We start from the raw sequence: 14,665 nt of genomic DNA, 5'->3' as shown, positions 1-14,665 counted from the left end.
GCGGCGGGCCGAGGGCGGCGGACCGAAGGCGGCGGGCCGATGGTGACGGACCGATGGTGACGGACCGCCGCGACCTCGCGCGCCCCACCCGTTGTCCACTCCTCCAACCCCACCCCTCCCCCACCCCCGCCGCCACTGGTCGATCGACCGATTACCCACCCCCCGGGCGCACCCCTACCGTCGAGGCTCACCCGCAGGTCGCTGTCGCCTGGTCGGGCCGGTGACGGGAGGCGGGCGCCCGCACCGGCTCCGTGTGGGGGCGTACCGATGTCCGTGGTCGTGAAGTTCCGTACGGCGGCGCAACTGACCGGCGGCCGGGTGCTGCTGTGGTCACTGCTCGGTCGGCTGCCGAACGCGATGAGCCCGATCGGCACCCTGCTGCTGGTGAGCCGGAACACCGACAGCGTGTGGCGCGGCTCCCTGGTCGCCGGTGCGCTGGCGGTCGGCCAGGCGGTCGGCGGCCCGCTGGTGGGTCGGCTGGCGGACCGACGCGGGCAGCGGACGGTCGGGCTGGTCGCCGCGCTGGTCAACGCGACGGCACTGGTGGCGCTGGTGGCCGCCTCGCAACGCGGGTCGGCCCTCGGCTGGCAGCTCGCGCCCGCCGCCGTGGTCGGCCTGTCCGTCCCGCTGGTCGGCCCGCTGTCGCGCAGCCGGTGGGTCCGGTTGACCGCCGGTGAAAGGGAGTCGACCTCCGTCATGCTGTCGCTGGACGGGATCGTCGACGAAGTCGGCTTCACCGCCGGGCCGGCACTGGTCGGGGTCCTCGCCACCGTCTCCTCCCCCGCCGTCGGCCTGCTCGTGGCAGCCGCGCTGTCCGGCGTCTGCGCGACCCTGTTCGCGCTGCACCCGACGGCCTCCCCCGGCATCCCGAAGTCCCCGGCCCGCTCCGCCGAGCGGCTGCTCACCCTGCCCTACGTCCTGCTGCTGGCCGGGATGGCGCTGCTGGGCGCGTGTTTCGGCTCGGTGCAGGTCGGGGTGACCGCCACCACGGAGGCACTGGGCCGGCCGGGCGCCGCCGGGCTGCTGTACGGCTTCATCGGGTTCACCAGTTCCCTGGCCGGGATCGCCGCCGCGGGCCTGCCCGCCCGGTGGGAGTTGGCGTCCCGGCTGCGGGCGGGCACGGTGCTGCTGTTCGCCGCCTCCTGCGTCCTGCTCGTCTCCGCCGGGAGCCTGTGGAGCCTGACCGTTGCCGTGGGCCTCCTCGGGGTGGCGGTCGCACCGCAGATGATCACGATGTTCGGCCTGGTCGAGCGGACGGTGCCGGCCGTCCGGCTGGGCGAGGCGATGGCGGCGCTGGTCAGCGCGCTGATCCTGGCCCAGTCGGCCGGCACCTTCCTGGGCGGCTGGGCGACCACGCACTTCGCGCCCGCCGCACCGTTCGCGATCACCGCGGCCGCGGCGGCGGCCGCCCTGCTGCTCGCCGCGTGCACCGCGACCGAACAGCGCTACCGCCGCCGCACTCCGACCGCTCCGACCGGCGGTGGAGCCGACGGTGGGACCGACGGTCGGTCTGAGGGTTCCGGCGTCCGACCCCGCATCGCCGCGCCCGCGCGTCGCGCCCCGCGCACATGACGGCAGGGGCGACGGTGGTCCGCACACCGTCACCCCCGCCGTGCGGCCCTGCCCGCCGGCACCCACGGTTCGGCAGGGCCCACTCAGGCGGTCGTCAGTTGACGCTGACCGCCGTCCAGGTGGCCGCGACCGCGTTGTACTCGGCGCTGCCGTTGCCGTACAGGTCCGCCGCCGCGCTGAGGGTGCCCGCCCGGGCGCCCGCGTAGTCGGTGGTGGAGGTGAAGTAGACGGTCAGCGCGCGGTACCAGATCTGCGCGGCCTTGTCCCGGCCGATGCCCGCGAGCGAGGAGCCGTCGGCCGTCGGGCTGTTGTAGTCGAACCCGTTGATGCTCTTCGCGCCGCTGCCCTCCGACAGCAGGTAGAAGAAGTGGTTCGCCACGCCCGACGAGTAGTGCACGTCGAGGTTGCCCACACCGGCGGACCAGGAGTCGGCGGACTGACCGTCCTTGCTGGGCTGGTCCATGTAGCGCAGCGGGGTGCCGTTGCCGTTCAGGTTGATCAGCTCGCCGATCCAGTAGTTCGGCGGGTTGGAGGGCAGGTTGGCGTACCACTCGACCATCGTGCCCATGATGTCGGAGGTGGCCTCGTTGAGGCCGCCGGACTCACCGGAGTAGTTGAGGTTCGCCGTGGCGGCGGTGACGCCGTGGCTCATCTCGTGGCCGGCCACGTCGATCTCGGTGAGCGGGGCGGCGTCGCCGTTGCCGTCACCGTAGGACATGCAGAAGCAGCTGTCGTCCCAGAAGGCGTTGACGTAGTTGGAGCCGTAGTGGACGCGGCTCGCGGCGCCGACGCCGTCGTTGCGGATGCCGTTGCGGCCGAAGGTGTTCTTGTAGAAGTCCCACGTGGTGGCCGCGCCGAACTGGGCGTCCACGGCGGCGGATTCGCGGTTGGAGGCGGTGCCGTCGCCGAAGTTGTTGGAGGTGTTGGCGAACAGCGAGCCGTTGCCGGCGGTTCCGTTGTTCATGTCGGTGGTGGACTGGCCGCCGCGGGTGTCGTCCTTCAGCGAGTAGCTGGAGCCGCTCTGCGCGGTGGTGAGCGGCACCTGGCCGACGAAGACGCCCTTGCCGGTGCCGGCGGCGGTCTCGATCTTCTCGTGGGTGGACAGCACCTTGCCGGTGGCGGCGTCGGTGACGAGCACCTGGTTGCTCGGGGTGCCGTCGGCGCGCACGCCCTCGACGGTGGTCCGGTAGGCCAGACGCGGGTTGCCGTCGCTCGCCCAGACGACCAGTTCGGCCTTGCCGGTCTGGTGCACGTCGGCCAGCGGGGACTCATCCTTGTCCGCGACGACGCCGACGGTGGCCTGGACGGCGCCGGCGGCCTGCGCGGCGGCCTTGTCGGCCGGGATCTGCGGGGTCAGGCTCGGCAGCGCGAGCTTGGCGGAGACCGCCTTGTCGACCGACTTGACCGAGCCGTTGGCCTTCTGGTGGACGACCAGGTCGCCGCCGAGCACCGGCAGGCCGGCGTAGGTGCGCTCGAAGCGCAGGTGCCGGGTGCCGTCCTTGTCCACCACCGCGTCCTTGGCGACGAGCCGCTCCTTCTCGCCGAGGGCGAGGGCCTTGGCGAGCGGGCCGGACTGGCCGCCGGCCAGCGCGAGCACGGCCGCGTGCTGGTGGTCGGCCTGGGCCTGGACGCCCGCTACGGGGCTGGCCTGGGCGGCGGTGCTCACCTGGATCACACCGGTCAGCAGGGCGGTGGCCGACAGTACGGCGACAGCTGCGAGCTTTCGCTTCACGTGCGAGTCCTTCCGGGAAACCGCGTGTGGACGCGGTCGCGCCGCGTTCCGGGGGCCGGGGTCGGCACCTGTGGGGCGGAAATGGGCGCTGACGTGCTGAAACCCCGGGCGGTCGAGCGGCGAGCCACCAAGGGGTGGGGGTGGGGGCTACCGCCGGGGCTGTCCAGAAGCATGACAATCCAGCAGGTGAATTGACAGGTCTACCTCAGCGATTGGCCAGGTCCCGCCAGCTCGCCAGGGCTCTCAAGTGGTGGGCAAAACGGGGCAATTCACCGCGCCTTGCGGTGGGTTCCCACCCGAACCACGCCCGACCGCCTGCACCGATGTCCGATCGACTATCGAACGCCGATCCGGCGCGCGGAGCCGAGCGGGCCGAAATCGACTTTTACATGCCTGTAGAACTTCCCATACGGAATCTTGACATCCGGTTGGCGAGGTCCCGCCACCTGCCACCCTTGCCCGCCGCCGGGCCATCTGCTAGCGCCACCGGACCTCGTGTTCGCCCGACTCCTCAGCGCAGTCGGCGAGTTGGGAGCGACCGCTCAGGAGCGCACCGGAGCCGGGGAGACCCCGCGCCCCACAACGGCCCCTCCTCCACCGGCAGCTGCGATTGACGCCCGGCTCCCGCGGCGCCCCGCTCGCCCGCGCCGGGCCCGTCCGGCCGCGGAAGCGGCGGCGAAAACGGCAGCGGCAGCAGCGGAAACGGCGGGATCGGGGTCTGGACCGGGAGAGCGAAGGGGTACCGCTCCTCGCCCGGACCGGTCAGCGAGACTTCTCGGGGAGCACATCCGGCGCGTACTCCCGCACTGCGGCGAGCAGTTGGCGGATCGACGGGTTCACCATCGGCCGCCCGGCCACGGTGACGGTCGGCACGGTCTCGTTGCCGTCCGCGACCGAGCGGACGGAGGCGGCGGCGTCCGGGTCCTTCCAGATGTTCACCATGGTGAACCGCCGGCTGTAGCGCAGGCGCGTGAAGAGCAGCGCCAGGCGCAGGTTCATGCAGAACGTGCACAGCGGCCGCCAGTAGAGGACCACGCCGTCGTCGGCTCCGCCGGTCGCTGTCACTGGAACCGCCATTCCTGGGCCGTGTTGCCGGGGGTGCAGGTCACCATGGTGACCGCGCTCCCCGGGCCGTTGTCGGTCATGCAACGCTGGTTCTGGTAGTCGGCCAGCGTGTAGGAGCCCTGGGCGGATCCGCTGCGCACCGTCCAGTTGGTCAGGAAGCTGAAGCCGCCGCTCAGGGTGACCTTGCCGTCCATGGTCTGGACGAGCAGCGGCCCGCCGCTGTTGCAGGCGTTGAAACTGATCCAGGAACCGGGGTCGGTCGCCCGCACCCATCCGTACTGGGCCGCGCCGCCGACCACGATCGGGTTGTCGCCGGTCAGTTCGTCGCGGGCCATCCCGATCGGGCGGCCGTCCTTCACGTTGACGATGGTGGTCCAGGAGGTGCCGCCGCACGACGGCGGCCGGGTCGGGGTCTGCGGGGCCGGCGGGTTGCCGCCGCCCGAGGGCGAACCGCCGCCGGACGGGGAGCCGCCCCCGGTAGGAGAGCCACCGGCCGCGTTCTGGGCCGGGGGCTGCGGGTTGGGATTGGGGTTGGCGGGCTGGTTGGCGGTGCCGCCCCCGCCGCCGGACTGGTTGGACTGGCCGCCCGAACCCCCGCCGGCGGAACCGCCCGAGGCACCGCCCGCGGAACCACCCGAAGCACCGCCGCCACCGGCCGCGTTGCCGCCGCCCGCCGCGCCCGCACCGGTGCCCCGGCCCGCCGCGCCTCCGTTGCCGCCCTGCGCGGGGGCCGGGACGGGCGCGCCCGGCTGGGTGCTCGGCTGCTGGTCGGCGACCGGGGTGTCGGAGGGTGTCGGCGTGACGGGCGGCGTCGTGGCCGGAGCCGTCGGGCTGCCCGTGCCCGGGGTCACCGGGGCCGTCACGACGACGGTCGGCTGGGCGGCGGGCGGCTCGGCCGCGTCCGACCGGCCGGGGCCGCGGTCCACCAGCAGGACGGTCGCCGTGCCCATCGAGATGACCACGGGGACGATCACCGGCACCAGCAGTGCGCGCCGCGACCGGCGCTTGCCCGGCTCGGTCACCGGCTGCGGCCCCACCTTCGCGACCTCGTCCTCGTCCGGCACGGGGCCACCCGACGCCGGGCGCTCGCCCGACGCGGGCTGGTCGGCGCCGTCCGCGACCGGCACCAGGGCACCGGCCTTCGCCGCGCCGGCGCCCCCGGCCACCCCGGCCCCGGCCCCTTCACCCGCGGCCGCTCCCCCGGCCGCCGCCCTGAGGTCGACCGTCCCGGTGTCGGCCGGGGCGCCGGCCGCACCCGCCGCGGCGCCCGCGTCCTTCGCACCGATCGCCGTCCGGGCCGCGGCCGCCATCTCGGCGGCGTCGGCGAACCGGTCCTCCGGCTTCTTCTCCAGCGCCTTCGCGACCAGCTCGCGGACCGCCGCCGGGAAGGCCCCCGGCAGCTCCGGCGCCGGCTGGCGGACGTGTTTGAGCGCGACCTCCAACACGCTCTCGCCGACGAACGGCGGCTTCCCGGTGAGCAGTTCGAAGCAGACCACACCGATCGAGTAGAGGTCGGAGCCCGGCCCGGTGCCCGTCCCCTCGGCCTGTTCGGGGGCCATGTAGAGGGCGGTGCCGACGATCGCGTGCGAGGCGGTGATCTTGGTACTGGCGATCGCCCGGGCGATGCCGAAATCGGTGATGGTCACCCGGCCGTCCGTGCGCACCATCAGGTTGGACGGCTTGATGTCCCGGTGCACGATCTCCCGGCGGTGGGCGGCGTGCAGGCCGTCCAGCGCGGCGGCGACCAGGCCGAGGGCGCGCTCGGGAGGCAACGGGCCCTCCTCGGCGAGCACCCGGTCCAACGGCAGGCCGTCGACCAGCTCCATGACGATGTAGGCGCAGCGGTCCCCGGCGTCGCCGCCCTCGCCGCCCTCCCGGCCCTCCGCACCGCCGCCGCTCTCGCCGTAGTCGTGGACGTCCACGACGGCGGGGTGGTCGATCGCGGCGACCAGCTGGGCCTCCCGGCGGAAGCGCTGGATGAAGGTGTCGTCCTCGAACAGCGCCGAGTGCAGGATCTTGACGGCCACCGGCCGCGCCAGCACCGTGTCGTCGGCCCGCCAGACCGTGCCCATCCCCCCGCCGCCGATCCGCTCGACCAGCGTGTACCGCCCGCCGAGCACGGCGCCCGCACCCCTCATGCTCCCGCCCCCATGTGTCATGACCCTCCCCAGCGGGCCGTTCGGCCCCCAGTGTGCCAGAGGGGGTCGAACGGTCAGCAGGCACTGTCCGGCCAGGGGTTGAGGGCCGCCACCGTCAGCTGACCCGGCCCTGCCGGGCGTGCTCGACCACCTCCAGGACGGCGGCCGCGACGGCCTGCGGGTGGTCGGCGTGGACGTGGTGGCCGGCGCCGCGCACCACGATGTGCGAGCCCTTGGCCGCGCCGGCGACGACGTGTGACTGGAGGACGGTCCAGCGGGCGCGCATCGCCCCCGGCAGGCCGTCGGTCGCGCTCAGCACCGTCACCGGCACGTCGGGCAGCCGCGAGGCCGCGCGCCGCCGCCGGAGCTCGGAGACCGCGAGGACCGTCAGCCGGTTCTCGTCGAGGACGGTCCGCCGCTGGTGGTGGTGTGCCTCGACGGCCGCCTCCGCCCTCGCGACGGCTCCCCCGGCACGGCGTGCGGCGGGCGTCATGGCCGCCCTGAGCAGCCCCACCCGCAACAGGACGGCCTCGGCCGCGCGGATGGCCGGTGGCTGGAACTCCTCGTGCGCCGGATCCACCAGGACCAGGCCGGCCACCAGTTCCGGGTGCCGCCAGGCGAGGAGTTGGGCCAGCTGGCCACCCCAGCTGTGCCCGACCAGGACGGCCGGGCCGGCGCCGAGGTGTTCCACCAGGGCAGCCAGGTCCCCGGTCGGGGACTCCAGCGAAGGACCGGGGACGCGAGCGGGGTCGCTGGCACCGAGCCCGGCCCGGTCGTACGCCACGACCCGGCTGTGCGCGGCCAGTTCGGACAGCACCGGCGCCCAGGTCAGCGACGAGGTGCCGCAGCCCGCGAGCAGCACCACCGGCGGGCCGCCGTGACCCGCCTCCACCCAGCGCAACGCCCGTCCACCACGGTCGAGTTCGCCCTGCCGGACCCCGCCGGGGAGGCTCTCGGCCAGCGCCTGCGCGATGGCGTCCTGCACGTCCCGCATGGCCCGTGTGCCCCGCGTGCCCTGTGTGCCCCGTACTGCCTGTACGCCCCCCATCCCCCGTGCGCCCTGCGTGTCCCGCGCGCCCCACGGCTCCTGCGCGTTCTGCCTGTTCTCCGTCTTCTGCACGTTCGGTTCCCCCCTGGATCCGTCCGCCCGGTCCCGGCCTGTGCTGCCCGGTGACGCGGGTTCTTTGCTCACCGCTGCCACGAGCCCCGGGCGCCCCCAACGCCTGGCGGATCGGCCACCAGTCGGGCCCGGACTCGCTGTCAGGCACCAGACCATGACGGCCCGGCTCCACTCAAACCCGAACACCTCGCGTCCGTCGCGTGACCGGAGGACGAAGAGGAGGTGCTGTGGCGCGAGGCCGCCACCGGCCCGCGCCCGCACGGCCCAGACCGGGGCGGCGTCGCGCTGACCGCACCGCGGCCGCCGCCCCGGCCCTCCGGCGGCTCAGGCCGACAGGGTCCGCCCGAACAGGTCGAGCACCGCCTCCCAGTGGCGGGCGTCGGCGACGGCGTCGTAGCGGGTGGTGTCGGCCTGGGTGTAGCCGTGCGCGGCGCCCGGGTAGACCTCTTCCCGGTGGCGGACACCAGCGGCGGTGAAGGCCTCGGCGAGCCGTTCGATCTGTTCGGCGGGCATGGACGGATCCTCGTCGGCGTGGCCGAAGTACACCTCGGCGGTGATCCGGGAGGCGCCCAGGTGCGGGCTGTCCGGCGCATCGGTGGCGAGGTTGCCGCCGTGGAACCCGGCGATGGCGGCGATCCGGTCGGGGTGGCTGGCGGCCGTCCACAGGGCGAGCAACGCACCGCGGCAGTAGCCGGTGAGGCCGACCGGGCCGTCCGAGACGAGCGGGGAGTCGGCGAGCCAGCGCAGGTAGGCGTCCGCGTCGCGGGCGGTCACTTCGGGGGTGAGGCTGAGGAGCAGCGGGCCGATCCGTTGGAAGATCGTCGGGTCCTTCTCCAGGTCGATCAGCGGCGGCAGTTCGACGACCGGCGCGCGGCCGTTCCGGTAGTAGGCGTTGGGGACCAGCACGGCGTACCCGGCCTGGGCGAGCCGGTCGGCCATGTCCTTCAGCTGGGGTCGGAGCCCGAAGGCGTCCATGTAGAGGATGACTCCGGGATGGGCCCGCCCGTCGTCGGGATGGGCGAGGTAGGCGTCGGCGGTGCCGTCCGCCGTCGGGATGTCCACGGTGGTTCCGCGCACGGTCATGGTGAGGGGTCTCCTTCGGTTCGCGCGGCAGGTAGCCGGTGGACGCCGCCGCCGGCGCGGCGCCCGCGGGGAACGCGGGTGCGACCGCCCGGCGTTGGGCGTACATGGGTGTGATCGTAGATGTGGCGTGCGTGGCGGCGGCGGCGATCGGGCTGATACTGCTGATCGCGTGGCAGATCCGGGGCGAGTCCTCGGGGCGTTGGCGGCGGGGCGGCGGGAGCACCGGGGTGGGCCTGGGCGGCGGGCTGGAGGAGGTGCAGGCGCTGTTCAGCCCGGGCAAGCGGGTGCAGGTCGAACAGCGGCGGGAACAGCTGACGCTGCGGGACGGCGCCCAAGTCGGAGCGCCGCCGCACTTCGGCGTGGACCTGGACCGGGGCGTGGCGGTGCTGCACAACAGGGGCGGGGCGGGCGGCGAGACCGAACGGGGTCGGACAGGCGGTCAGGCTCCCCAGGCACGGGAGCAGAGCACCAGCCGGTAGCCGTCCGGGTCGGATATCGTCACGCCGAACTCCTCCCAGTAGGCGTTGTGGGCCCGGACCGGAGTGCCGCCGGCGGCCTCCAGCCGGGCGACCAGGGCGTCGTCCACCGGCGCACCGAGGTAGACGACGAACAGGTCGTCGACCGTCGGGGTGGGCTCCAGCGGGTTCTCCGGGTCGTGGGTGAGTTCGAAGTGCCAGGCTCCGCCGGGCGGACCGACCATCAGCAGGTCGTGCTCGCCGGACACCCGCTCGGTGGTGCGCCACAGCACGTCGAGGCCGAGGCCGCCGACATAGAAGCGCTCGGCCGCCGCGAGGTCGCGCGAGGGCCGGGCGATACGGACCCGCGTCGTCGAATCGATCATGGCCGCGACCCTAGCCGATACCACTGACAACGAACCGTCCCCGACGATCCCCCCACACGATCCCCTCGACGCCCCCCGACGGCGATCCGCGGACGGACCCCTCAGAACCGGCGCAGCCGTTCCTCGTCACCGGTGCGCGGGCAGGTCAGGCAGGCTACGGCCTCGGGCTTGACGGCGTAGTAGAGGCAGCAGCCGAGCCGGGTACGGGTGTGGTGGCCGCGCCCGTCGGGGGTGTGCAGGCGGCGGAAGTCGGCGGCGCCGGGCAGCGGGAGGGTGCCGCCGGGCAGCACCGCCCCGGCGGCGACGACCGCGGCGTCCTCCTCGCCGAGCATCCGGCCGAGGTACCAGACGGCCGAGGCGAGGTCGTCCGTCACCATGCCCCAGAGCGCGCGGTCGCGGCGCCGGCTGGGGGCGGCGAAGGCGGCGAGCACCGGCCCGACGTGGGCGACCACGGCGGCCCGCAGTTCGGCGCGGAGTTCGTCGTCGCCGGGGAGGGTGACGTGGTCGCGCGGGCGCAGCGCGAGGTCCCCGGTGGGGGCGTGCAGCCAGAGGTCGGCGGGGTCGACGAGGGGGACTTTCCGGGCGAGGTGCCAGGGGCCCGCGATGAGCAGGCACGCGGACCAGACGTAGTGGTGCAGCAGTCTGGAGGCGGTGACGTGCGGGCGGGGGGCGCGGCCGTGTTCGGCGGCGATGCGCTCCTCCCCGCCGGCCAGGACGGCGGCCAGGGCCCGTTCGTCGGCGGCGAGTTCGGCCCCCGAGTACCAGCCGTCGGCGGCACGGGGGTCGGGTTCGTCGGCGCCGAGCAGGCGCAGCTCCAGCACCGGGCAGAGCTCGCGCAGGCGCCGGTAGTCGCCGGGCAGGGTGGACGTCGGCGCGACGGGCAGGGGTGTTCCGGGGATCATCGGCGCTCCGTGGATCGACTCCGCATGATCGAATAAGGTGAGGCTCACCTTACAACGCCTCAGGATGCGCACCACCCGGGACCGGGCCGGGCGGCGCGACACCCACGACACCCGGGCAAGGGTGGCGCCGCGGCGAACGGCCCGACATCGGACCAGACGGCCCAAGATTGACGAACTTAGGTAAACCTAACCTAAGATCTCGACTCGTGTTGAGAACCGACCCGCCGGCCACCACAGCCCCGGCGACGCCTCGATCGTCGGCGGTCCAGCGGCCCCTGCTGCTGTTCGCCGGTGTGGGCGCGCTCGTGCTGTGTGCCGCGCTGAGCCTCGCGCTCGGCTCCCGATCCATCCCGCTGTCCACCGTGGCCGACGCCCTCACCGGGGCCGCCCACGGCGGCGACGCCGATGTGGTGACGGGCCTTCGCCTGCCGCGAACGGTGATCGGGCTGGCCGTCGGGGCCGCGCTCGGCGTCGCCGGGGCGGTCGCCCAGGGCGTCACCCGCAACCCGCTCGCCTCCCCGGTCACCCTCGGCGTCAACGCCGGCGCGAGCCTCGCCGTGGTCGCCGCGATCTACGCGCTGGGCCTCACCCGGCCCGTCGAGTACGTCTGGTTCGCCTTCGCCGGGGCGGCCGTCGCCGCGGTCGCCGCGTACGCGATGTCCCGGCGCGGCGGCGACCTCGACCCGCTCCGGCTCGCGCTCGGCGGCACCGTGCTCACCGTGGTGCTCACCTCCTGGACCTCCGCGCTGATGCTGGCCAGTCACCGCACCCTGGACGAAGCCCGGTTCTGGCTGGCCGGCTCGATCGGCGGGCGGCAGTTGGACACCCTCACCCCCGTGCTGCCGTTCCTGCTGCTCGGCCTGCTGGGCGCGTTCGCGATCTCGCCCGCCCTCAACGCGCTCGCCCTCGGCGACGAGACCGCCCAGTCGCTCGGCGTGCCGGTGGCCCGGATCCGACTGGCCGGCGGGCTGGCCGTCGTCCTGCTCGCGGGCAGCGCGGTGGCCGTCGCCGGGCCGGTGGCGTTCATCGGACTGGCCGCGCCGCACCTGGTCCGCCCGCTGCTCGGCAACGACCACCGCTGGCTGCTGCCGGGCTGCCTGATCGCCGGTCCGCTGCTGCTGCTCGCCGCCGACGTGCTCGGACGGCTCGTGGTGCGCCCCTCCGAGATCGAGGTCGGCATCGTGACCGCCTTCCTCGGCGCGCCGCTGCTCGCCGTACTGGCCCGGAAGGTGGCCCGGTGACCGCGCTCGCCGTGCCCGTCGGCACGCTCGCCCGCCGCCGGGCCCGCACCGCCGCGTGGTCGGCGCTGGCCGCCGCCGTCCTGGTGGTGCTGACCGGCGTCGCGCTCGGCACCGGACAGCTGAGCCTGTCCGGATGGGACGCGCTGCGGGCCCTCGTCGGGCAGGGCGAACCCGGAAACGTCCTGGTGGTGCAGCAGTTCCGGGCGCCCCGGGTGGTGTCGGCGCTGATCGCCGGGGCCGGGCTGGCGATGGCCGGCTCGGTGCTCCAGCGGCTCTTCCGCAACCCGCTGGCCTCCCCCGACACCATCGGCGTCACCGGCGGCGCGTCCTTCGGCGCGGTGCTGATGCTCGCCACCGGCGCCTCCCAGCAGCTGATCCCGCTGGCCGCGCTCGGCGGCGGACTGCTGGCGGCGCTGCTGCTCGGCGGCCTCGCCTGGCGGTCGAAGATGGCCGTCACCCGGCTGGTGCTGGTCGGCCTGGCGGTGCAGCAGGGTCTCGCCGCCGCCGTGAACCTGATGATCGTACGGTTCCCGGCCGAGCTGGCCTCCTCCGCGATGCAGTGGACGACCGGCTCGCTCTACGGCCGCAACTGGACCGAGGTGTGGATCGGCGGCTCCGCCATCGCGCTGACCGCCCTGGCCGTGCTGCTCTGCCAGCGGCGGATCGCGGTCCTCGACCTCGGCGACGACTCGGCCGGCGGCCTCGGCCTCGACCCCGGCCGGGACCGCCTCCGGCTGCTGCTGCTCGGCATCACCCTCGCCTCGCTGGCCGCCGCCCTCACCGGCCCGGTCGCGTTCGTCGCGCTCGCCGTGCCGCACCTGGTCCGGCTGCTCGCCGGGCCGCCCACCCTCGGCACGCTCGGACTCACCGCCCTCACCGGCGCCGTCCTGCTGCTGTCCGCCGACCTCCTCGTGCTCCACGTGATCCCCGTCCACGGCCTGCCGGTCGGTGCCGTCACCGCCACGCTCGGCGCGCCCTGGCTCCTGGCGCTGATGATCCGCCAGGGCCGGCCTCCCCAGAGGAGCAACTGATGACGCCCACGACGACCGTCGGGTCCGTCACCACCACCGCCAACCGGCTCGCCGCGCACGGCCTCGACCTGCGCTACGGCGACCGCACGATCGTCGACGGACTCGACCTCGACCTGCCCGGCGGCGCCGTCACCGCCATCGTCGGGCCCAACGCCTGCGGCAAGTCGACCCTGCTGCGCGGACTGGTCCGGCTGCTCGCCCCCGCCGCCGGCACCGTCACCCTGGACGGCTCCGACATCCACCGGATGTCCGCCCGGGCCCTCGCCAAGCGGATGGGCCTGCTGCCGCAGCAGCCGGTCACCCCCGAGGCGATCACCGTCGAGGCGCTGGTACGGCTCGGCCGGTACCCGCACCAGCGGATGCTCAGCCCGTGGTCCAGGACCGACCAGGCCGCCGTCGAGGACGCCCTCGCCCGGACCGGCACCGCCGAACTGCGCGAGCAGCAGGTCGACCGGCTCTCCGGCGGACAGCGCCAACGCGCCTGGATCGCGCTCGCCCTGGCCCAGGACACCGAACTGCTGCTGCTCGACGAGCCGACCACCTTCCTCGACCTGCGCCACCAGCTCGACGTCCTCGACCTGGTCGCCGACCTGCACGCCGAGGCCGGACGCACCGTCGTCATGGTGCTGCACGACCTCGGGCAGGCCGCCCGGTACGCCGACCACCTGGTGGTGCTCAAGGACGGGCGGCTCGCCGCCGCCGGGCCGCCCGCCGAGGTCCTCACCGCCGACCTGGTCGAGGCCGTGTTCCAGGTGCCGTGCCGGGTGGTGCCCGACCCGGAGACCGGCACGCCGCTGGTCGTCCCCCGGGCGCGGACCCGGCCGCGCGCCGCCGACCGCTGACCGCTGACCCCCGTTCGTCACCCCCGACGCCCCTCACCCCCGACGCTCCGCAACCCGACCCCCGCTCGACCCGATCCAAGGACCCCCATGAACCGCCGCCTCCCCGTCGCCGTCCTCGCCGTCGCCCTGTCCACCACGCTGCTCGCCGCCTGCGGCAGCGACGGCGGGACCAAGCAGGGCGGGGACGCCTCCTCCGCGAGCGCCGGCGCCTCCGCCGGCTTCCCGCGCACCGTCACCCACGCCGCCGGAACGGCCCAGATCAAGGCCCAGCCCAAGCGCGTCGTGGTGCTGGACAGCGGCGAGCTGGACGACGTCACGCTGCTCGGCATCGCCCCGGTCGGCGCGGTGTCGCCGCACATGAAGACCGAGGGCGGGTTCCCGAACTACCTCAAGGACAAGATCAAGGACACCAAGGACGTCGGCCCGATGAACGAGCCGAACCTGGAGCTGATCGCCTCCCTGAAGCCCGACCTGATCCTCTCCTCCAAGGTCCGCCACGCCAAGGTCTACGACCAGCTGAACGCGATCGCGCCGACCGTGCTCGCCGAGACCACCGGGTTCCCGTGGAAGGAGAACCTCGCCCTCTACGCGCAGGCCCTCGGCAAGGAGGACGAGGCCAAGAAGGCGCTCGCCGACTACGAGGCGCGGGCCGCCAAGCTCGGCGAGGCCATCAAGGCGAAGAACGGCGGCGCCATGCCGACCGCCTCGGTGGTCCGCTTCGTGGCCGGGCCGACCCGCCTCTACGCCAAGGCCTCCTACAGCGGCGTGGTGCTCAAGGACGTCGGCCTGGCCCGCCCGGCCGCCCAGGACGTCGACAAGAACATCGTCGAGGTGAGCGCCGAGCAGATCAACCAGGCCGACGCCGACCTGGTGTTCGTCACCACCGCCGACGACCCGTCCAAGACCAAGGAGAGCGAGGTCCAGCAGACCCCGGTCTGGCAGGGCCTGAACGCCGTCAAGAACGGCAAGGTCTTCAACGTCCCGGACGAGACCTGGATGTCCGGCATCGGCGTCCAGGCCGCCGACGCCATGCTCGGCGACATCGCCAAGGCCGCGGGCGTGGACGCGCCCAAGTAACCGCCGACGGACGACGGCGGG

General features: G+C 74.3%; 13 protein-coding genes. 6 read left to right on the top strand and 7 right to left on the bottom strand.

The window, feature by feature from the left end; genetic code table 11:
* Positions 1 to 267: 267 nt before the first annotated feature.
* Positions 268 to 1,572, top strand: coding sequence for an MFS transporter (locus ACFVTF_RS16340; protein WP_387814088.1), 1,305 nt, complete (start codon positions 268 to 270; stop codon positions 1,570 to 1,572).
* A 94-nt stretch (positions 1,573 to 1,666) separates the two neighbouring features.
* Here ACFVTF_RS16340 and ACFVTF_RS16335 read toward each other — a convergent pair whose 3' ends face one another.
* The 5 genes from ACFVTF_RS16335 to ACFVTF_RS16315 form a co-directional block, all read right to left on the bottom strand.
* Complete coding sequence (locus ACFVTF_RS16335) at positions 1,667 to 3,304, bottom strand: M4 family metallopeptidase (RefSeq protein WP_371520562.1); 1,638 nt, start codon at positions 3,302 to 3,304, stop codon at positions 1,667 to 1,669.
* 762 nt (positions 3,305 to 4,066) lie between these two features.
* Complete coding sequence (locus ACFVTF_RS16330; protein ID WP_387814086.1) at positions 4,067 to 4,369, bottom strand: glutaredoxin domain-containing protein; 303 nt, start codon at positions 4,367 to 4,369, stop codon at positions 4,067 to 4,069.
* Complete coding sequence (locus tag ACFVTF_RS16325) at positions 4,366 to 6,507, bottom strand: protein kinase (RefSeq protein WP_387814084.1); 2,142 nt, start codon at positions 6,505 to 6,507, stop codon at positions 4,366 to 4,368. Before ACFVTF_RS16325 ends, ACFVTF_RS16330 begins: the two co-directional genes overlap by 4 nt.
* A gap of 115 nt (positions 6,508 to 6,622) precedes the next feature.
* Positions 6,623 to 7,501, bottom strand: coding sequence for an alpha/beta fold hydrolase (locus tag ACFVTF_RS16320; protein ID WP_387814082.1), 879 nt, complete (start codon positions 7,499 to 7,501; stop codon positions 6,623 to 6,625).
* A 450-nt stretch (positions 7,502 to 7,951) separates the two neighbouring features.
* Complete coding sequence (locus ACFVTF_RS16315; RefSeq protein WP_371520551.1) at positions 7,952 to 8,710, bottom strand: dienelactone hydrolase family protein; 759 nt, start codon at positions 8,708 to 8,710, stop codon at positions 7,952 to 7,954.
* Between the two features lie 104 nt (positions 8,711 to 8,814).
* On the opposite strand from ACFVTF_RS16315, the gene ACFVTF_RS16310 reads away from it, so the two are divergent.
* Positions 8,815 to 9,189, top strand: a complete 375-nt coding sequence (locus ACFVTF_RS16310; protein WP_387814080.1) for a DUF6191 domain-containing protein — start codon at positions 8,815 to 8,817, stop codon at positions 9,187 to 9,189.
* Here ACFVTF_RS16310 and ACFVTF_RS16305 read toward each other — a convergent pair.
* Together ACFVTF_RS16305 and ACFVTF_RS16300 are read right to left on the bottom strand one after the other, a co-directional pair.
* Positions 9,150 to 9,551, bottom strand: a complete 402-nt coding sequence (locus tag ACFVTF_RS16305) for a VOC family protein (RefSeq protein ID WP_371520546.1) — start codon at positions 9,549 to 9,551, stop codon at positions 9,150 to 9,152. The two genes, ACFVTF_RS16310 and ACFVTF_RS16305, sit on opposite strands and share 40 nt — an antisense overlap.
* A 101-nt stretch (positions 9,552 to 9,652) precedes the next feature.
* Positions 9,653 to 10,453: a (2Fe-2S)-binding protein gene (locus tag ACFVTF_RS16300; protein WP_387814078.1), complete on the bottom strand. Its 801-nt coding sequence runs from the start codon at positions 10,451 to 10,453 to the stop codon at positions 9,653 to 9,655.
* 275 nt (positions 10,454 to 10,728) lie between these two features.
* Between ACFVTF_RS16300 and ACFVTF_RS16295 the strand changes: the two genes are divergently transcribed.
* The 4 genes from ACFVTF_RS16295 (at position 10,729) to ACFVTF_RS16280 (ending at position 14,644) form a co-directional block, all read left to right on the top strand.
* Positions 10,729 to 11,694, top strand: a complete 966-nt coding sequence (locus tag ACFVTF_RS16295) for a FecCD family ABC transporter permease (RefSeq protein ID WP_387814132.1) — start codon at positions 10,729 to 10,731, stop codon at positions 11,692 to 11,694.
* Positions 11,691 to 12,725: a FecCD family ABC transporter permease gene (locus ACFVTF_RS16290; RefSeq protein WP_387814076.1), complete on the top strand. Its 1,035-nt coding sequence runs from the start codon at positions 11,691 to 11,693 to the stop codon at positions 12,723 to 12,725. The genes ACFVTF_RS16295 and ACFVTF_RS16290 overlap by 4 nt, the downstream gene beginning before the upstream one ends.
* Positions 12,725 to 13,567 carry an ABC transporter ATP-binding protein gene (locus ACFVTF_RS16285; protein WP_387814074.1) on the top strand — a complete coding sequence of 281 codons (843 nt, stop codon included), beginning with the start codon at positions 12,725 to 12,727 and terminating at the stop codon, positions 13,565 to 13,567. The genes ACFVTF_RS16290 and ACFVTF_RS16285 overlap by 1 nt, the downstream gene beginning before the upstream one ends.
* Before the next feature lie 87 nt (positions 13,568 to 13,654).
* Positions 13,655 to 14,644, top strand: coding sequence for an ABC transporter substrate-binding protein (locus ACFVTF_RS16280; protein WP_387814072.1), 990 nt, complete (start codon positions 13,655 to 13,657; stop codon positions 14,642 to 14,644).
* The last annotated feature ends 21 nt before the right edge of the window (positions 14,645 to 14,665 follow it).

It is taken from the genome of Kitasatospora sp. NPDC057940 (genome assembly GCF_042887425.1).
Classification (GTDB): Bacteria; Actinomycetota; Actinomycetes; order Streptomycetales; family Streptomycetaceae; genus Kitasatospora.
Note: the sequence above shows the minus strand (reverse complement) of the source record. Positions and strands in the feature narration are given on the sequence as shown.